The sequence below is a fragment of the Streptomyces yerevanensis genome (assembly GCF_000716805.1).
Classification (GTDB): Bacteria; Actinomycetota; Actinomycetes; order Streptomycetales; family Streptomycetaceae; genus Streptomyces; species Streptomyces flaveus.
The window spans coordinates 1-19,631 of sequence record NZ_JNWJ01000042.1 but is presented as its reverse complement, the minus strand read 5'-3'; the positions used below and the strand labels follow the sequence as shown (position 1 = coordinate 19,631).

General features: G+C 72.2%; 11 protein-coding genes. 10 read left to right on the top strand and 1 reads right to left on the bottom strand.

The window, feature by feature from the left end; genetic code table 11:
* Nucleotides 1-23: 23 nt before the first annotated feature.
* Complete coding sequence (locus tag OP79_RS34065; RefSeq protein ID WP_033325730.1) at nt 24-1,349, bottom strand: cytochrome P450; 1,326 nt, start codon at nt 1,347-1,349, stop codon at nt 24-26.
* Between the two features lie 337 nt (nt 1,350-1,686).
* Here OP79_RS34065 and OP79_RS34060 point away from each other — a divergent pair, with 337 nt between their 5' ends.
* From OP79_RS34060 to OP79_RS34015, 10 genes are all read left to right on the top strand, one after another.
* Complete coding sequence (locus OP79_RS34060) at nt 1,687-4,929, top strand: non-ribosomal peptide synthetase (protein WP_033325729.1); 3,243 nt, start codon at nt 1,687-1,689, stop codon at nt 4,927-4,929.
* Nucleotides 4,926-8,117: a non-ribosomal peptide synthetase gene (locus OP79_RS34055; protein ID WP_033325727.1), complete on the top strand. Its 3,192-nt coding sequence runs from the start codon at nt 4,926-4,928 to the stop codon at nt 8,115-8,117. The genes OP79_RS34060 and OP79_RS34055 overlap by 4 nt, the downstream gene beginning before the upstream one ends.
* A complete protein-coding gene (locus OP79_RS34050) occupies nt 8,114-12,499 on the top strand; it encodes a non-ribosomal peptide synthetase (protein ID WP_051745128.1) in 4,386 nt (1,461 codons plus the stop codon). Before OP79_RS34055 ends, OP79_RS34050 begins: the two co-directional genes overlap by 4 nt.
* Entirely contained in the window at nt 12,499-13,575 is a 1,077-nt protein-coding gene (locus OP79_RS34045; RefSeq protein WP_033325725.1) for a hypothetical protein, read from the top strand. Before OP79_RS34050 ends, OP79_RS34045 begins: the two co-directional genes overlap by 1 nt.
* On the top strand, nt 13,572-15,893 hold the full coding sequence (locus tag OP79_RS57320; RefSeq protein WP_033325724.1) for a M20/M25/M40 family metallo-hydrolase: 2,322 nt from the start codon (nt 13,572-13,574) through the stop codon (nt 15,891-15,893). The genes OP79_RS34045 and OP79_RS57320 overlap by 4 nt, the downstream gene beginning before the upstream one ends.
* Nucleotides 15,894-16,003: 110 nt before the next feature.
* Nucleotides 16,004-16,198, top strand: coding sequence for an MbtH family protein (locus tag OP79_RS57315; protein ID WP_033325723.1), 195 nt, complete (start codon nt 16,004-16,006; stop codon nt 16,196-16,198).
* A 71-nt stretch (nt 16,199-16,269) separates the two neighbouring features.
* Nucleotides 16,270-17,331 (top strand): methyltransferase, encoded by a 1,062-nt coding sequence (locus tag OP79_RS34030; protein ID WP_033325721.1) that lies wholly within the window; start codon nt 16,270-16,272, stop codon nt 17,329-17,331.
* 111 nt (nt 17,332-17,442) lie between these two features.
* Nucleotides 17,443-18,504 (top strand): acetylserotonin O-methyltransferase, encoded by a 1,062-nt coding sequence (locus tag OP79_RS34025; RefSeq protein ID WP_245685546.1) that lies wholly within the window; start codon nt 17,443-17,445, stop codon nt 18,502-18,504.
* A gap of 3 nt (nt 18,505-18,507) precedes the next feature.
* Complete coding sequence (locus OP79_RS34020; protein WP_033325720.1) at nt 18,508-18,702, top strand: ferredoxin; 195 nt, start codon at nt 18,508-18,510, stop codon at nt 18,700-18,702.
* A gap of 218 nt (nt 18,703-18,920) precedes the next feature.
* A partial coding sequence (locus OP79_RS34015; RefSeq protein WP_169786233.1) for a fused MFS/spermidine synthase occupies nt 18,921-19,631 on the top strand: 711 nt, incomplete at its 3' end.

Genomic DNA, 19,631 nt, shown 5'->3' with positions numbered 1-19,631 from the left:
AACCGGCCCCCCGGGGGGATGCGTCAGGGCAGCCGCACGCTGTCGCGGATGTTGCCCTGCAGTGATGCCGCGGGGGCGCTGCTGCCGCTCGGGAGCAGTCGCATGGGCAGGCCGTGGCTGGGAACGAGGGAGACGCGCATGGCCCGGTTCACGGTGGTGCCGTCAGCCAGGCTCGGCCGGAACCGTTGCAGCAGCACCGCCAGGATCGACTTCATCTCCAGCATCGCGAAGTGCCGTCCCACGCAGTTGTGGCTGCCGGCGCCGAAGGGCAGGTACTCGTACGCGGAAGGGTTCGCCTTCTCCCAGCGGGACGGGTCGAAGCGCAGCGGGTCAGGGAAAACGTCCGGCATGCGGTGGGTGACGTACGGGCTGAAGAAGACCATGGCCCCGGTGGGGAGCCGGTAGTCGCCGAGGCGGGTGGGGCTCGCGGTGTAGCGCATCAGCATGGGGGCCGGGGGCAGCAGTCGCAGCGACTCCTTGAGCACGGCGTCCAAGAGGGGCAGCCGGCCCAGCTGGTCCGCGTCGGGCGCGTCGCCCCCGAGCACGGCCTTCAGCTCGTCGACGACATCCATGTAGACGGCCGGGTGCTGGTCCAGAAGGAGCAGGGTCCACAACAAGCTCGCGGTGCTGCTGTCGTGGCAGAAGGCCGTGTAGGCCTCGCCGACCAATTCCTCCTCGGTGAGCCTGGTCCCGTCCTCGTCCTCCGCGGCGACGAGCCGGGACAGGACGTCACGACCGCTCGCGCCGTCCGCCTTCCGCTGCCGGATCATCGCGAGCAGGATCGCCTCGATCTCGTCGCTGGTACGCAGCGCGTTGCGGAAGGAACTTCGGGGGAGGTCGTACGGGAGCAGCAGTGTCATGGGCGAGGCGGCCGACTTCAGCAGCCTGGCGATCAGGCCCTGTAGCCGGCCGACGTCGTCGGGGGCGTCGAGGTCGAAGACCGTGCGCATCGCGATCAGCATGATCAGGTGGGCGAGCTCGTCGTGCAACGGCACGGTCTCGCCGGCCCGGTGCCGGCCGAGGACGCTCTCGACGGCCTCCGTGACCGTCTCCCGGTAGACCTGCACTCGCCGCGCGGTGAACGTCGGCTGCATGAGGCGGCGGTGGCTGCGGTGCGGCTCGCCGTTGCGGCGCAGCAGGCCGTTGGTGAGCCGGTAGAACGAGGTGTCCGTAGGAATGCGCACTTCGCGAAAGGAATCGGCCACGAAGATTTCTGGCTCGGCGAATATCTGGCGTAAGTACTCCGGCCCGAATGCGAAGACGTGACGCGGCCTGCGGGGGTTCCACGCGCTGATGGGGCCGTACCGGGATTGCTGTCCCATCAGATACTCGGCGGGATCGCGGAGCATCCAAAGACCGCGTGTCCGCCAGCCCACGAGTGGGATTTGGGCCGGCCCTGGAAGCTGGGCTCGCGCTGGTGACGCGGCTGTCGAAGTCAAGGATTCTCCCATGGTCGATCCAGGCGAACGACGAACTGCGGTCGCGTTACAGGGCATTGGTCCGGCAGTGTAACGGCGCCGGAAGAACACCGCGTGTGTCATGAAAGAAAGAGAAAAGATCCTCGTCGGCGGCCGCTGCGATTTCTTTTGATGCCCTGACAGATTTCTCGGCGGCGGCTCCGCGCCTGTTTAGCATGACGGTTGGCGAGTGCATGAACACGCTTTTATTCGGCGGAGGAGTGTACGCATGGACATCTGGCAGGCCCTGCCCCACGAACTTGCCCTGTGCCTCGCCGCCGAGCTCGACGCGGAACGCCCTGGCCTCACCCTGGCCATGGTCTTCGCCCTGGAGGGGGACGTCGACCCCGGCAGGCTGCGCAGGGCGTTGCTGGTCCTGGCCGAGCGGCACGAGGCGCTGCGGACACGCTTCGTCCGCGACGGCGAACACTGGCTGCGGACCGTCGATCCGGCGGCGCGGGTGAGCGAGGCGGAGTCCGGCTACTGCACGATCAACAAACTGCCCCAGTGCGCATCGGAGGCGGAGCTGACGTCCGAGCTCGAACGCCGCTGCCGGGAGTCCCAGGACCTCTCCGCCGGGCCGCTGTTCCAGGCCAGGGTGCTGGTCTCGGCTGACGCCCCCACCCACCTGCTGGTCCGCGTCCACCACGCCGTGATCGACCTGTGGTCCGTGGCCCTGCTCCTGCGCGAGTTGCCCGACCTGTACGCCCGAACCGGCAGCCCGGGCACCGAGGGGACGACCGCCGCGCCCGACGCCGCCCAGGGCAGGCCCCGGGAGCGGAGCGGGCGGGCAAAGGAACACTCCCTGGCCTTCTGGCGCCGACTGTGGGCCGACGGCTGCGACCGGCTCGACCTGCCCCGGGCCCGTCGGCCCGCGCCCACCGAGCCCGGCGAGGCACGGGCCACCGCACGCGCCGAGCTCGCCCTCGGGGTGGAACGAAGCCGACGGCTGCGGGAGTTCGCCACCGAGTGCGGCGTCACCCGCTATGCGGTTCTGTTCGCCGCGCAGGCCCTCGCTCTCGGCCGGCTCGGCCGCAGCGCGTGCCCGCCGCTCGCAGTGTCACTGCACGGACGCGGGTCGGCCAACCTGCGCTCGGTCGGCTACGAGCTGTCCACGGTTGTCCTGCCCGTCGCCATGAACACGGGCACGGCCCGGGAATACGTAGCCTTCGTGGGCTCGCTGCTGCGCGACGCCCTGGCACACCGGAGCGTCGGCTACCCCGACCTCGTCGACCACGCACGGGAGCACCACGGCCTCGACGTGCCGCCCCCGGAGACCACCCTGGCCATGTTCCAGGACCCACCCGGAATGACCGGCCTGGGAGCCGCGCTGCTCACCGGCGGGGAGTTCCGCACGGGGGAGTTGCGGCTGCGCACAGTGGTGCCGCCGGTCAGCGTCGGGCCCTGGCGCCTGGCCACCGCTCTGGCCGACCGCGGCGACCAGATCATGGGATTCGTCGAGACCGACCCGGCCCACCATCCGCCCGAGCTCGCCGCGGAACTGGCCAGGACCCTCCCGGCCGCCCTCGACGCGCTGATGGCGAACCCCGATGCCCAGGTCGTCGACTTGGAAGTGGTTTCCGCCACCGACCGCCGACTGCTCTCGGCATGGGGCCGGGCCCCGGAGATGCCCAACATCGGGCCGGACACCGTGCACGGCCTGCTGCTGCACGCCGCCCAGCAGTACCCGGACCGTACCGCTGTCCTGGCCGACGACGGCGAGTTGACCTACCGGGACCTGGCCCGTCAATCGGCGGCGGTCGCGGGGGAGTTGCGCCGCCGCGGCGTGCCGACGGGCGGCACCGTCGGCATTCTGCTGCGCCGCGGGCGGCACCTGCTGCCCGCCCTGCTCGGCGTGCTCCGCGCGGGCTGCGCCTACGTGGGCATCGACGCGTCCGCGCCGGCCGCCCGCCGGGCCGACGTCCTCAGCCGGGCGGGCGCGAGCCTCGTGCTGACGGACGGAAGTGTGCCGGACCACGGCACATCCGAAACGGCGAGCCGCCTCTCCTGCGCCTCGCTCCCTGTGGAGGAGGCGGTGGCGTCCCAGGCGCCGGCTCCCGCCGACACCGCCACCGCCTCCTCCCCGGCGTACGCCATGTTCACCTCCGGCTCCACCGGTCGCCCCAAGGGCGTGCTGATCTCCCACGCCGCCGCGGTCAACCTCATCCGGTTCGGCAGCTACCACTTCACGCCGGAGCAGCTCACGGAGTGCCTGGCCGTCAGCGGCACGCACTTCGACCTGTCGGTCTGGGAGCTCTTCCTGCCCCTGGCCAACGGACACCGCGTACGGCTGGTGGAGAACGCGCTGACGCTCCTGGAGCAGGACGAACCCGCGCCGTCGACCTTCCTCAGCAGCGTCCCCTCGGCGGTCGCCACTTGTGCACACCATGGCGCCCTGCCGCCCGGCCTGCGACTGGTCACCATGGGCGGGGACGTGATCACCGGGGACCTGGTCCGGCGCATCGCCGCGGACTGCCCGCAGGCCGAGATCGTCGCCATGTACGGGCCCACTGAGACCACCACCTACATGACCTTCACCCAGGTCCATGCCGACGTCGAGGACCCGGTACCGATCGGCAGGCCGTTCGGCGGCACCACGGTGCGGGTCGTCGACGAGAATCTGTGGGACGTCCCCATCGGCGCCGTCGGCGAGGCGCTGATCGCGGGGCCGTGCGTGGCGCTGGGCTACCTCGGCGAACCCGGCCCGACGGCGGCCCGTTTCCTGCCCGACGCCGACGGCTCGGGGGGCCGCGCGTACCGCTCCGGGGATCTGGTGCGTTGGCGCCCCGACGGCCAGCTGGAATTCGTCGGACGGGTGGACCACCAGGTCAAGGTGCGTGGATTCCGCATCGAAACCGGCGAGGTCGAGAGCCGGTTGCGCCGCGTCGCGGCACTGCGCGAGGCCCTGGTGCACGCCGTCGGCAGCGGGCTCGATCGGCGCCTGGTCGCCTGCCTGGTGCCCGCGGCGCCGGTGCCGGACGATCCGTCCGACTGGCTGCGGAACCTGCGCAGCCGGCTCGCCGAGCACCTGCCCTCGTACATGGTGCCCGCCGAGTACGCGATCGTCGACGAACTGCCCAAGAACCGCAACGGCAAGCCGGATCGCGCCCGGATCGCCCAACTGCCCGCCACGCGCGTCGGGAACACCGAGGGCTCCCCGCCGGCGAACTCCGTGCAGCGCCGGCTCGCCGGGATCTGGCAGCAGCTGCTGGGCCTTGAGGCGGTGAGCACCGCGGACGACTTCTTCGAGGTCGGCGGGCACTCACTGCTCCTCGCCCGGCTCGCCGGCTCCATCCGCGAGGAGTTCCGCGCGGACGTCTCCGTGACGCGTCTGTGGAACGCGCGGACCATCACGGAGCAGGAGGCGGTGATCGCCTCCAGCGCGGCGGCCACGGGCGACCCCCGCCGCATCCAGCGAGTGGACCGATCACACCGGACCGTGCGCGCACGAAGCGAACCGGAGATGCGATGACAGTCCTCATGAACAGCGACGACCTGGTCTTCCCCGGCTCGCCGGGACAGCAACGCCTGTGGTTCCTGCACCAGATGATCCCGCAGTCCGCGCCCGCGTACTGCCTGGCCGTCCGCGCCACGCTGACCGGACAGGTCGACCCCCGGTATGTCCAGCAGGCCATCAACGAGGTGGTGGAGCGGCATGAGGCCCTGCGCACCGCACTGCGCGACGAGGAAGGTCGGTTGGTGCAGATCGTCCGGCAGGGTGTGTCCGTCACCCTGCAAGACGTGGACCTCACGGCGCTCGACGCCGACGAGGCCGAGGCGGAGCTGACACTCGTTCTGCAGCACGTCGCCCGCCGCGGCTGGGACTTGCGCACCGCGCCGCTGATGCGCGCCGCCCTGGTGCGGGTAGACGCCGAACGCTCCGTGCTCGCGCTGTGCGTGCACCACGCGGTGTGCGACGGGGTGTCGCTGCGGATCGTCCTGGACGAGATCTTCGGCAGCTATCAGCGGCTCCGCTCCGGCGCCCCGCACCGGGGCGAAGAAGAGGGACTCCTCCTGCAGTTCGGCGACTTCGTCGTGTGGAGCACGGGCGGCGAGGAACCCGACGACGAGTGGGCCGCGGAGCGGCGCGCCCTCACCGACCGCTGGCGCGACCGCCTGGCGGGGCTGCCCGCGGGCCTCGACCTCGGCACCGACCGCCGCCGCCCGGCCCGGCAGAGCGTCGACGGGGCACGGCTGCCCGTCGTCGTGCCGGCCGACGAGGCGCAGCTGCTGCGCCAGCGCGCGGCCGACTACGACATCAGCGTCTCCTCGCTGCTGCTGACCGCCTTCCTGGTGGTGCTGCACCGCTCCAGCGGCGCCCCCGACCTGGCCGTCGGTATTCCCGTCTCCAACCGTTGCCGCGCCGAACTCGCCGGCACCGTCGGCTATCTCGCCAACACCTGCGTGCTGCGCTCCGAGGTCGGCAGCCGGTCGCTGCTGGAGCTGGCCCGGCAGACCCACTCCCGGATCGGCGAGCTGATGGCGGACTCCGACCTGCCCTTCAGCGACCTGGTCGAGGCGCTGAGCCCACCCAGGCTCCTGGACCGCAACCCGCTGTTCTCTGTGCTGTTCAGCTTCCAGCCCGACGCGCAGACCGTGTACGAGCTCCCGGGCCTGCGCGCCGAGATCGCCGACATTGACACCGCGACCGCCCGCCTCGATCTGTCGTTGTTCCTCTTCGAGCAGCGCAGGGGGGAGATCCGCGGATTCCTCGAATACGCGACGGCCCTGTTCGACGCAGCCACCGTGCAGCTCATCGCCGACCGCATGCGCATCGTCTTGGAGCGGCTGGTCCACTCCCCGCACGAGCGGGTCGCCACCGTATCCCTCAGCGACGACCAGGCCCCGCCCTGGCCGATGGCGGGGCCCCCGCCCGCCGGGCAGCAGCTGCTGCGGCGCGTCAGGGAACACGCCGAGCGCAGCCCACAAGCGCCGGCCCTGCGCGGCGACGACCTCGCCCTGACCTACCAGGAGCTCGACGCGCGGGTCACCGCCGCCGCCGGCGAGCTCGCGCGCTCCGGGGTGCGGCCCGGGTCGCGGGTCGCGGTGCACGTGGAGCGCGGCGCCGCCGTGGTCGTGGCGCTGCTGGCGATCTGGCAGTGCGGCGCCGTGTACGTGCCGTTGGACCCCACCCTGCCCGAGCACCGCCGCCGCCTCATCGTCGAACGTGCCGCGCCCTCACTGATCATCCACTCGGCCGGAACGGACCTGCCCGTGTCCGGCACAGCGGTGCAGGCGGTCCCGGCTGAAGAACTGATGGCTGCGCCGGGCGACTCTTCAGCGCTCACGGACCCGGACCCGGACTCCCTCGCGTACCTGATGTTCACCTCCGGCTCGACCGGGACCCCCAAGGGGATCGCGGTATCGCACCGCAATCTCGCGTACTTCCTCAGTGCGCTGACCGAAGAAGTCGGGCTGTGCCGGGACGATCGGCTCCTTGCGCTGACCACGACCGCCTTCGACATCTCGCTGTTCGAGCTGCTCGGCCCGCTCACGGCGGGCGGCGTCGTCGTCATCCCTCCCCAGGAGGCGCTGCGTGACGGCGCACAGCTGCGCCGTCGGCTCGCTGCCACCGACGTCACCCTCGCCCAGGCCACCCCCGCCACCTGGCGGCTGGCCCTGGACGCCGAGTGGCGTCCGGGACCGGGCTTCCGGGTCTTGTGCGGCGGCGAGGCGCTTCCCGCGGACCTGGCCGACACCCTGTCCCCGCACGCGGGCGCGGCCTGGAACCTCTACGGCCCCACCGAGACCACGATCTGGTCCTGCGCCGCGAGGCTCCGGCCGGGCGAGGTGGTCCATGTGGGCATGCCGCTGTCCGGCACAACGGCCGTGGTGGTCGACGCGCAGCTGAACCCGGTGCCCACGGGCGTCTGCGGCGAGCTGCTCATCGGTGGGCCGGGCGTGGCCACCGGCTACCTCGGCAACGCCGCGCTGACCGCGGCCAGGTTCCTGCCGGACCCGGTCGGCAAGGGGCGGCGGTTGTACCGCACCGGCGACCTGGCGCGCCGGCGCACCGACGGCACCCTGGAGTACGCCGGACGCATCGACGACCAGGTCAAGGTGCGTGGATTCCGGATCGAACTGGGCGAGGTGGAGCACGCGCTGCGGTCCGCCGGCGGCGTGCGTGACGCCGTGGCGGCGGTCGTCGGCACGGGCGCGGACGCCGCGGTGTGGGCCGGGCTCGTCCCGGAGCAGGGCACCGAGCCCACGCCCGAGTGGGCGGCCGCGGCCCGCCGACAGGCAGCCGCCTTGCTGCCCGAGGCGGCTCTGCCCGCCCGGTTCCGTGCCCTCACCGAGATCCCGCTGACGCCGAACGGCAAGGTCAACCGGCTGGCGCTGCCGAGGTCCGGGACCGAACTTGCCGCCATGTCCGAGCGGTTGTCGCCCCGCAACGACACCGAACGAGCCGTCGCCGACCTGTGGCGGGAGGTCCTCGACGTGCCGGATCTCGGTGTCACCGACGACTTCTTCGCGCTGGGCGGGCACTCCTTGCTGGCCAGCCGAGCGATACAGCTCACCGAGGAGCGACTCGGCGTGACCGTACCGGTGTCGGTGATGTTCGTGGAGCCGACCGTGGCCCACATCGCGCAGTACGTGGCAACGCGCCGCGGCGAACCCGTGGCGGCAGCTTTCGTCCAGGCCGAGGTGATTGACCAGTGAACGCAGCGGACAACGACGCCCGCTTCGCCCAGGAGGTGGACCGTACCCTGCGGGCGACCGGGGGGGCCCAGGCGGTCGGCCCGCTCTCCGCGGAACAGCGCCGCTGGTGGCTCCTGCGGCAACTGTCGGGCGACGCACCGTGCACGCTGGTCGCTCGCCACCGGATCAAAGGCCCCGTCGACGTGGCCGACGTCCAGTTACGCCTGGCGCAGCTGGGCCGGCGCCAGGAGGCGCTGCGGAGCGTCTTTACGGAGGTGGCCGGCCGGCCCGTACGTCTGACGCTGCCGCTGGCCGAACTCGCCTTGCGCACCATGAACGTGGGCGAGGCGCCGGACCCGGAGCAAGTGATCACTGACCTGTGCACCCGGATGGCCGCCGAGCCCCCCGATGTGCAGCACGGCCCGCTCCTCCGCGTCGTGCTCTTCCGGCTGGCCACCGACCGGTGGGAGCTCTTCAGCGTGGCGCACCGGCTGATCGCCGACCCGAGTTCTCTCGACCTCCTGGCAGCGGAGCTGAGCGGCGCACGCTCGGGCTCCGCCGGCGACCTGGCCGCGCTGGTCGAGGCCGAGGAGCAGCGGCACCAGGACGGCGAGGACCGGGCACGTGAGCTCGGCAAACTGCTCTCCGTGCCCAACGCGCGGGAGATCCCCACCCCGCGGCCACGCCCGGAGGTCAAGGGGCAGAAGCGGGCAGTGGAGTTCCTGGAGCTGCCCCCGGCGTCCACCGCGGGCCGGCTCGGTGCCCTGAGGTGCACCGACCGGGCCGTCGCCGCCTGGCTGGCTGTCCTGATGCGTTACCAGGGGAGCGATTCGGCCCAGTGCGGCGTGCACCTGCCTCGGCCCGCCGCATCCGCCTCGGTGTTCGGCCCGCTGGACGACGTCCGCCCGGTCCGCGTCGACCTGCCCGTCGACGCCCCGCTCACGGAACTGGTGCGCGCCACCGCCGACGAGCTGAAGCAGGCCCGCACCGACGGGGTCCCCTTCGCACGGCTGCTGGAGGTCTGCCCGCCCGAGCGGGACGTCAGCCGCACACCGTACGTACAGACGGCGCTGCGGGTCGTGGACCGGCGGGCCGATGACTCGGCGGCCGCGGCCGTGCCCTGCGAGATCGGCTGTGGACAGCACGACATCGACCTGACCGTGTGGCTGCTGCCCCAGCGGGTGACGCTGCAAGTGGACTACGACGCCACGCTGTACTCGGCGGACGACGTGTGGGGCGTGGCCGCGTCCCTGGCCGCCGTGCTGCGGCCGCTGTTGACGGATGCGGAGCCGGCAGCCGTGGGCGTGCCCGAACTGCCGCTGCTCGAAGGCCCGAATGCCGAGGTGCCGTGCGGACGCGGAGAGCGGCACGAGCTCCCCGGCGCCTCGCTCGTGGACCTGGTCGCGAAGCGCGCGACCGACGCCGAGCACGCGGATCTCGTCGCCGTGCGCTGCCACGGCGCGGACGTGTCCTACGGCAGGCTCTGGCACCGCTCCGGCGTCATCGCCGGCGGCCTGCAGGACCGCGGGGTGACGCCCGGCGACCGCGTGGCCCTGTGGCTGAGCCGGGGCCCGGACGCCATCGCCACTCAGCTCGCGGTGGTCCGCTGCGGGGCCGTGTTCGTCCCCATCGACCCGCACCACCCCGCCGAGCGTGCCCGCTACTTGCTGCACGACTCCGGCGCGGTGCTCGTCGTCTCGGACTCCTCGACGGCGCCGCCGGACGACCTCCCCGTGCCCGTGCTGCTGCTGGAGTCCCTGGGCGCCGCGCGTGACGAGCCGGCACCGGTGGACGTACGGCCCGAGGACCCGGCCTACATGATCTACACCTCCGGCAGCACCGGCCTGCCCAAGGGCGTGGTGGTACGGCACCGCAACGCCGTCAACAACCTCCTGTGGCGGCAGCGCACCTGGGAGCTGCGCCCCGGCGACCGCGTGCTGCACAACCACGCGTTCAGCTTCGACCCGTCGGTGTGGGCCGGATTCTGGCCGCTGATCGCCGGGGCGACGATCGTGCTCGCACGGGAGAATGAGCTCGACGACCCGACCGCGCTTTTGCGGCTGATCCGCGACGAGCGCCTCAGTGTGGTCGGCGGCGTGCCATCGCTGCTCCGGCTGCTGCTCGCCCACCCGGAAGCCGGCGAGTCGACCGGCGTACGGCTGCTGCTGAGCGGGGCGGAGCCGCTGGAGCCCGACCTGGTACGGCGGGCGCGGGACACCTGGTCCGCGGAGGTGGCCAACCTGTACGGGCCCACCGAGACCACCATCGACGCCACCGCGTACGCCGTGCCCGCCGGAGCTCGGGGCACAGTGCCGATCGGCCGCGCGATCCACAACGTCGACGCGCACGTCGTCGACGGCGAGCTGCGCCCCGTGCCCGACATGGTGCCGGGCGAGATCGTCATCGGGGGCGCGGGCGTGGCCCTCGGCTACCAGGGACGCCCGGGGCTGACCGCCGCGCGCTTCCTGCCCGATCCGTACGGGGAGCCCGGCGCCCGCATCTACCGCACCGGGGACCTCGGGCGGCAACGGCCTTCCGGCGAGATCGAGTTCCTCGGCCGGATCGACGACCAGGTCAAGATCCGCGGACACCGGGTCGAGCCCCGCGAGACCGAGGCGGCCCTGCTCGCCTGCCCGCACGTCGCGGCCGCTGCGGTCGTGCCCATCGCGGCGGGGACCGGCCAGGCCCGCCTGGCGGCCGCGATCGTCCGTACAGAAGCCGGCGGTGACGCCGCGGTGGTGCAGGAGCTCCGCGCCGAGCTCCTCAAACAGTTGCCGCGCTACCTCGTCCCCGACACCATCACCGTCGTCGACGACCTGCCGCGCACGGCCACCGGCAAGCTGGACCTTGCCGCGTTGCGGGAGAACTTCAGCGCACCGCCCCGCCCCGCGGCCGCAGGCGGCGCGCCCCGTACCCCGCTCGAACGTGCCGTGGCCGAGGACTTCCAGCGTGTGCTGGGCGTCGAGGAACTAGCGGTCGACGCCGACTTCTTCGAGGCCGGCGGTACGTCGGTGATGCTGGCCCGGCTCGCCACGCTGCTCCAGGCTCGTCACCAAACGGACATCCCGCTGCACGAGTTCTTCCGGGTCCCCACCGCGGCGGGCGTCGCGGAGACCATCGACACCTACCGGCGCGGTGGGCTCGCCGCCGTTCTCGGCAAGCAGCACGCTTTCACCCTCGAACGCGACGGCAGCCTGGACGAGGCCATCCGCCCGGACGGGCTGCCGCACGCCGACTGGGCGGTCCCGCGGCGGGTGCTGCTCACCGGCGCCACCGGCTATCTGGGACTGCACCTGCTGGAGGAACTGCTCAACCGCACCGACGCGGAGATCGTCTGCCTGTGCCGGGCGGAGGACGAGGAGCACGCCCTGCAGCGGCTGCGCGAGGGCTTTGTCCAGTACGAGATCGACGCGGCGGACCGCTGGCACCGGGTCCAGTGCGTCGTGGGCGACCTGGGCAAAGACCGCTTCGGCCTCGACGAGGAGCAGTGGGCGGAGCTGGCCGCGACGGTTGATGTGATCTATCACAACGGGGCCCTCGTCAACTTCGTCTATCCGTACTCCGCGCTCAAGGAGCCCAATGTGGCGGGCACCCAGCGGGTCCTCGACCTCGCCTGCACCACGCGGCTCAAAGCGGTGCACCACATCTCCACCATCGACACTCTCCTCGCCACGCACACCCCCCGCCCGTTCCTGGAGGACGCCTCACCCCTGCGCTCCGCGGTGCACGTGCCCGCCGGTTACACCGGCAGCAAGTGGGTGGCCGAGAAGGTCGTGGACGTCGCACGACGGCGCGGCATACCCGTCACCGTGTTCCGCCCCGGCCTGATCCTCGGCCACACCCGCACCGGGGCGACCCAGGCCACCGACTACCTGCTCATGGCCTTCCGCGGCTACCTGCCGATGCGCGTCCTGCCCGACTACCCGCGGATCTTCGACACGGTGCCCGTCGACTACGTCGCCTCCGCGGTGGTGCACATCTCCCGGCGCCCCGAGGCACTCGGCGGCTTCTACCACCTGTTCAACCCCGCGCCGGTCGCGCTGGACACCTTCTGCGGCTGGCTCGCCGACTACGGCTACCGCTTCGACATCGTGCCCTTCGAAGAGGGGCGGCGCCGGGCCCTGGCCGTCGGCCCCGGCCACCCGCTGTACTCGATCCTGCCGCTGATCCGGGACGCGGAGCCCGAACCACACCGGGCCCTGGACCCCGCGTACCTGTCCGAGCTCACGCCGGCGGAGGAGTGCGCCGCCACCCTGCGCCTGCTCGAGGGCAGCGGCATCAGCTGCCCGCCGTCCAGCCGCGAACAGGCCTTCGCGGTCATGGACTACCTGGTGCGTACGAAATTCCTGCCGCGCCCGGAGGATGTCGTGCCCGACACCGCGACCGGCCCGGGGGGTGCGTGATGACGGACTATCTGGAACACGTCGCCACTGTCCCGTTCCGCATCGCACGGCCCGCGGACCTGCCCACGACCATCCCGGACCTCGCCGTCGTCGGCGGAGCCGCCGCGGCGCGGGTCAGCGAGCTGCTGCTCGCCCCCGCCGCCCGGGCCGGACTGCCCGCCCTGTGCGACGCCGTACGCCGGGCCGGCGACGAACTGGGGCCGGTCCCCAGCACGTTGGTGACCGACGATCCCGACGAGTCGCGCCCCAATCGGGACAACGACGCGGCGTTCGGCATCGAGCGGCACAGCGGCGATCCGGCGCAGCTGCTGCGGCTGGCCCTGCTCCACGCGTTGGAGGAAGTGCTCGACCTCACCGCCGCCTCCGGCACCGGTCTGGACGAGGAGACCTGGCGGGAACTGGTCGACGGCTTCGACGTGCTGCTGCACTGGCTCGCCCACCCGGACCGGGTGCTGCCCGCGGATGCCGCCGCGCGCGTGCCCGCCGCGCCCGCCCAACGCGTGTCCACTCCGATGGAGGGGCTCAAGCGCTGGGTGCGCGGCCACCACGTGTTCATGCCGTTCTCCCAGGGCTGCGGGCTGGCCCTGGCGTCGATGTCGGACGCGGCGCAGCGGGGCGACGAGGACGCGGCCGTCGTCGGTGCGCGCGTCGCCATCCGGACGATGCGGGCCGCACGCGCGGCCCTGTGCTTCGCCGGGGACGCCACCGCAACGCAATACCAGGACGAGATCCGCCCCACGCTGATGCCGCCCGTCGCACCTCCGCAGATGAGCGGCCTGCGGTGGCGGGACCACGAGTACCTCGTGGAGAGGCTCACCGCGGCCGGTCCGGCCTGGCACTGGCTGGCCGCGCGCGGCTTTGAAGCACTGCTGCGCGACTTCCTGGCCGCCCTCGACGGCGCCTACGAGGCCCACAAGGAGGTCTGCGCCCACTTCGTCGGCACCGCATCCCCCAGCCTGCTGGCCACCGCGCGATCGCACCGCCCGGCCGTCGGCGTGATCGAGCAGTTCCGCCAGATACGCCGCAGCGCCGTGTCCGCCCCGGGCGAGCAGCCCGCTGCCAAGGAGAAGCCGTGAACAACCGTGCCCGCAAGGCGGCGCGCGCCGCTGCCCGCGCCCTCGCCTTCGCCGCCCCCCTGGGAGCCGCCTGCTGGACGAGCGCCAAGCTGCGGCCGCCCCGGCCTGACCGGCGCGACGCCGCGGCCGGTGCCGGAGCGTTCTCGGCCGCCGGAGCCGAGCAGCATTTGCGCACCATCGCCGGTGGGCCGCGGCCGAGCGGCTCCGAGGCCGCCGCCGAGACCCGCGCCTATCTCGTGGAGCAGCTCACCGCATGCGGCTTCGAGGTGGACGTGCAGACCTCGGTGGGCGTGGGCACCAGCACGCCGACCCCGTACGGGCCCCGCTACCTGGGAGCGGGCCGGGTGCACAACGTGCTCGCCCGTCGGCACGGCACCGAACGGGGCCGGGCCCTGGCCCTGATGACGCACTATGACTCGGTGGCCCAGGGGCCCGGCGCGGGCGATGCGGGCGCCCCGGTCGCGGCCCTGCTTGAAGCGGCCCGAGCCCTGGGCGAGCGCGAGCCCCTGCGTAACGACCTGCTGGTGGTCTTCACCGACGGCGAGGAGTGCGGCCTGCTCGGCGCCCGCGCCTTCTTCGCCGAGCACCCCTGGGCAGCCGATGTCCGCGTGGTGCTCAACTTCGAGGCCCGGGGAACGTCCGGACCGGTCCTGATGTTCGAGACAGGGCCGGGCAACGGCCCGCTGATCAAGGAGCTCGGGCGCAGCGGAGTGCCGGTGTTCGCCAGCTCCCTCTTCTACGAGGTGTACCGGCGGCTGCCCAATGCCACCGACTTCGCCCTCGCCAAGGCGCGGAGCCTGCCCGGCCTGAACTTCGCCAACATCGGCGGATTCGTGAACTACCACAGCCCGCTGGACGACCTGGACCGGCTCGACCGGAACACCCTGTGGCACCACGGCCGCCTCGCTCTGGAGGTCGGCGAACGCCTGGGCCGCGGCGATTTGACGGAGCTGAGGGGCGACGACGCGACCTTCTTCACCGTGGGGGAGGGCAGGCTGGTGCGCTACAGCACCAGGGTGTCCCGGATCCTGGCGGGGGCAGCCACCGGCCTGTACGTGCTCGGTCGGTGCCGTGCCGGTGGCGGACGCGCCGCGGTGCGGGAGGCCGGGGTCGGCGCGGCCACCGCGGCGGCCTGCCTGGTGTGCGGCGGCGCCGTCGCGACCGCGGCCGTGCAGGCGGTCGGCCGGCGCAGCCCGGAGTTCCGCAGGGGCGGGGACCTTTACGACTCCGACCGGGTGCGCTGGGCGCTGGCCGGGCTGGCCGCCGCCGGCACCCTGTCGGCACCGGGCAGCCCGGAGAGCCGGCGGCTCGGCGCCGAGACGCTGCTGACCGGTGCGAACGCGTGGCTGACCGTGGCGTTGCCGGGCGCCGGTTACCTCACCACCTGGCCGCTTCTCGGCAGTTGCCTGGGCGCGGTCCTGCTGCGCGGCCGCTCGCCCGTGGTGCGCGCGTGGGGCAGCGCGGTCGGCGCGTTGCCTGCGGCGGTGGTACTCGCGCCCCTGGGGCGGCTGCTGTACCAGGGCCTGACCCCGCGGGCCGCGGCGACGGCGGTGGTGGCCTGGCAGTTCCTCGGCGAACTCGCGGTACCCGCCCTGGACGGTATGCCCCGCGGCATCCGACGCGGCCTGGCGCTCGCGCTGACCGGGGCCGGCGTCGGCACCCTCCTGCATCGCGCGGCCGGCGGCCCACCCGACGACGCCCGGCCCGCACCCGAGACCCTCAGTTACCTCACCGACGCGGACTCCGGGCAGTCCTGGTGGCTCAGCAGTGACCCAGAGCCCAACGCCTGGACCGGCCGCGCCCTGGGCACGGCCCCGGAGCGCGGCGAGCGGCCGGAGTGGTTCCCGGGCTGGGCGCGGGAGTTCCTGGCGGCGCCCGGGCCCGCGGACACGATGGCCGCGCCGGTGGTGGATGTGCTGTCCGAGAGCGCAACGGACGGCCGCAGGCGCCTCCGGCTGCGCGTCCGCTCGCCCCGCGGCGCCCGGCAGATCTCCCTGTCCGTCCCCGGCGGCGACGTGGCCCGCTGGAGCGTCGAGGGCCGCGCCATGACGCGTGGGGAAGCCGAGATCGGCGAGCCCGGCACCGTATGGGAGCTGTGGCTGCACGCGGTGGATCCGGAGGGCTTCGTCGTCGAACTGGACCTGCCGTCCTCCCCGGTGCCGCTGCGTGTCCTGGACCGCGGCGATGGCCTGCCGGAAGAGCTCCGCAAGCAGTTGCTGCAGGACGGGCCGGAGCCCGCCGGACGCGTGCAGGCCGCCGCGCTCGACGTCGAGTCCTGGGGCAACGCGACGTTCAGCTCCCGCTGGGTGCGGCTGTGACCCCGCGCCGCCCGGACTCCAGGGCGCCACCCGGCGGCAGCTCAGGGCCAAGCCGCACGCCCGGCGCGGAGCCCCACCGCGCCGATCAATCGACGACAGGAGAGAACACCGTGGCGACATTCCTCGGCGACGACGACTCTGTGCCGTGCGTCGTCGTCGTCAACGACGCGCAGCAGTACTCGATCTGGCCCGACGGACGCGACATCCCGGACGGCTGGAAGGCAGCCGGGTTCGCCGGGACCCGGGCGGAATGCCTGGAGCACATAGACGCGACCTGGGCCGATCCGGTCGCCGTGGTCCAGTGAGCGCCGCCCGCTCCGCCCGTACCGGCACACATTCCACTTCCATCCCCCGCGTGCTCCAAGGAGATGCATCCATGACCACTGCAGACGACGTCGACCGGATTCAGCAGCCGCTGGACATGGACGGGCTGTCCCGGATCCTTTTCGGGCATGCCGCCTTCCAGTACTTGAACGCCGCATGCGAGCTCGGCCTGCCCGACCTGCTCGCCGAACGCGACGGGCTGACCAAGCCGGAGATCCGCGGCGAACTCGGGCTGGCCGAGCGGGCCTGCGACATCCTTCTCCTGGGCTGCACCTCGCTGGGACTTTTGTGCAAGAGCGGCGAGCGCTACCACCTCGCGCAGGTCATCAGGGACTTGACGGCAGACGGCGACTGGGAGCGGTTCAAGGACACGGTCGCCTTCGAGCAGTACATCGTCTACGAGGGTCAGGCGGACTTCACCGAATCCCTCCGGCAGAACCGGAACGTGGGCCTGCGCCGGGTGCGCGGTTCCGGCCGCGACCTGTACCACCGGCTGTCCGAGAACCCGCACATGGAGCAGGTCTTCTACCGGTACATGCGGTCCTGGTCGGAGCTGGCCAACCGGCACCTCGTGGAGCAGCTTGACCTGACCGGAGCCAAGCGACTCCTGGACTGCGGCGGCGGGGACGCGGTCAACGCGATCGCCCTCGCGCAGGCCAACCCCGGCCTCGATGTGACCGTGTTCGAGATCCCGGCCTCCCGCACGCTCGCCGAGAAGAAGATCGCCGAGGCCGGCGTCGGCGATCAGGTCTCCGTGATCACCGGTGACATGTTCAGCGACCCGCTGCCCACGGACTGCGACGTGGTGATGTACGCGCACCAGCTCGTCATCTGGACACCGGAGCAGAACACTGCGCTCATGCGCCGGGCGTACGAGGCGCTGCCCGAGGGCGGCCGGCTCGTGATCTTCAACTCGATGTCCAACGACGAGGGCGACGGGCCGGTCGTCGCCGCCCTGGACAGCGTCTACTTCGCGTCCTTGCCGGCGGAGGGCGGAATGATCTACCCGTGGTCCGTGCATGAGGAGTGCCTGCGGGAGGCCGGTTTCCGCAGCGCCGAGCGGATACCGTTCCCCGGCTGGACACCCCACGGCCTGATCGTGGCGACGAAGTAGTGCGGTGCGGACACCCCTCGCTGCGGTGGCCCGCTCGTACCCGGCGGGCCACCGCGGCGCTCAGGTCGGCTGCCCGGGCCGGCAATCCCGAGGAAGCAGGGAGGTGACAGCGTGACGGACGAGGCCCGGCTGGAGAACGCGGCCCGGATGCGGATGCTGCTCTACGGGCAGCTCATCTCGCGCGCGCTGTGCGTCGCGGTGCGTCTCGGCGTGCCCGGCATACTGGCGGAACGGCGCAGAACCGCCGAGGACGTCGCCCGGACCGTCTCGGCACATCCGGTCGCGATGCGGCGGCTGCTGCGAGCCTTGACCGCGTTCGAGGTGTTCACCCAGGACGACGCGGGCCGGTACGCGCTCACCCCGCTGGGCGGCGCGCTCTGCCCGGACGAGCCGGGGTCGGCGGAGCCGACAGCGCTCCTCGTGGGGCATGAGGTCGGCGCTACGTGGACGGAACTGGCGCACACCATCCGCACCGGCGAGTCGGCATTCGTGAAGGTGCACGGTTCCAGCCTGTTCGACTATCTGGAAGGGCAGCCGGATACCCGGGAAGCCTTCGACCGGTCGCAGGCGACCGGGCTGTCCCTGGAGCTCGACGAGGTCTTCGACGCGGTGGACTTCAGCGGTTTCCCGCTCGTCGTGGACGTGGGCGGCGGGGACGGCGCGTTGCTGACCCGCCTGTTGCGCTCGACTCCCGGGAGCACTGGCGTGCTCGTCGACCTGCCGGGCACCGTGCCGCTGGCCGACAAGCGCATCGCGGAGGAGGGCGTCGAGGACCGGTGTACCGCGGTGACCGGCGACTTCTTCGACGAACTCCCGCCGGGCGGCGACCTTTATCTCCTCAGCCATGTGCTGCACGACTGGGACGACGACCGTGCGTCGGCGATCCTGCGCACCGTCCGCGCGGCGATGCCCCCGGGCAGTCGGCTGAAGGTGATCGACCTGGTGACCGACGCGGACGGCGCCGCGGACTCCGCCGCGGTCCGGATGCCGGCGCTCATGGATCTTTACATGCTCTCCCTGTTTGGCGCGTCCGGTGGCAAGGAGCGCACGAAGGATGAGTTCGCCGCTCTCCTCACCGGCGCCGGGCTGCGGTGCGAGGAGATCAAGGTGTTGCCGAGCGGCATGGCGGTGATCACGGCAAGTGACTCCGCCCACAACGAGAGTGGAAGGTGACGGATGCGCATCGTGGGCGACCGTGACAGGTGTGCGGGCAGCGGGTTATGTGCGGACCGGCTGCCCGAGATCTTCGATCAGGACGACGACGCGGTGGTGGTGACACTGGTGACGCACGTATCGGCGGAGCTGCGCGACGACGTCGTCGAGGTCGTACGGATGTGTCCCACCGAAGCACTTTCCGTGATGCCGGACTGACGGGCTGACCACAGCCGCGACGGCCGGACTGTCCATTTCCGCTCTTCGGAACTGACCGTTCCCGCCCTTCCGGACTGGCCATGTGCGTCATTCCGGCGTTCGCCCTTCCGACTGCCCGGAACCCCAGCAGCAACCAGCGATCCGGAGGTCTCATGTCCACTGGACAACAAGAGAAGCAAACCGCACCGCCCACAGCCATTACCCCCCACAGCTCCCCGATGCCGCCACTTGCGGCCGCGATACTGGTCTTCGCCTCATCGGGTGCGGTGCTCATCCTCGAAACCCTCGCCATCCGCCTCCTCGCCCCGTACATCGGCATCAATCTGCAGGTGAATTCCGCGGTCATCGGAACGGCCCTCGCGTCGATCGCGCTCGGCACCTGGCTCGGCGGCCGCATCGCCGACCGGATCTCTCCCCGCTCGGTGATCGGCTGGCTGCTCCTGACGGGCGGGGTGACCGTGCTGCTGGTGCTGCCGACGGTGCGCCTGGCCGGCCGGACCCTGAACGGCACTCACCCGATCGCGGTGATCGCGCTGGCGTCAGTGGCCGTGTTCCTGCCGGCGGCGTTGCTGTCCGCGGTCAGCCCACTGGTCGTCAAACTCCAGCTGAACGACCTGCACCGCACCGGGAGCATAGTCGGCAGGCTGTCCAGTCTGGGCACCCTCGGCGGCATCGTCGCCACGTTCCTGACCGGCTTCGTGCTCGTGGCCACGATGGCCACGAGCCTGATCCTGATGCTGCTCGGCAGCCTGTTGGTCGCGGGCGGTGTCGTCTGCGTCTTCGCGCTGCGCCGCATACGCTCGTATCGGACCGTGGCTGTCGCGGCGGCGCTAGGTCTCGGCGCGACCGGGCTGACGGCAACGGCACCCAAGGTCTGCGACGCGGAGACTGAGTACAACTGCGCCAACATCGAGCCGCTGGCCGGAGCA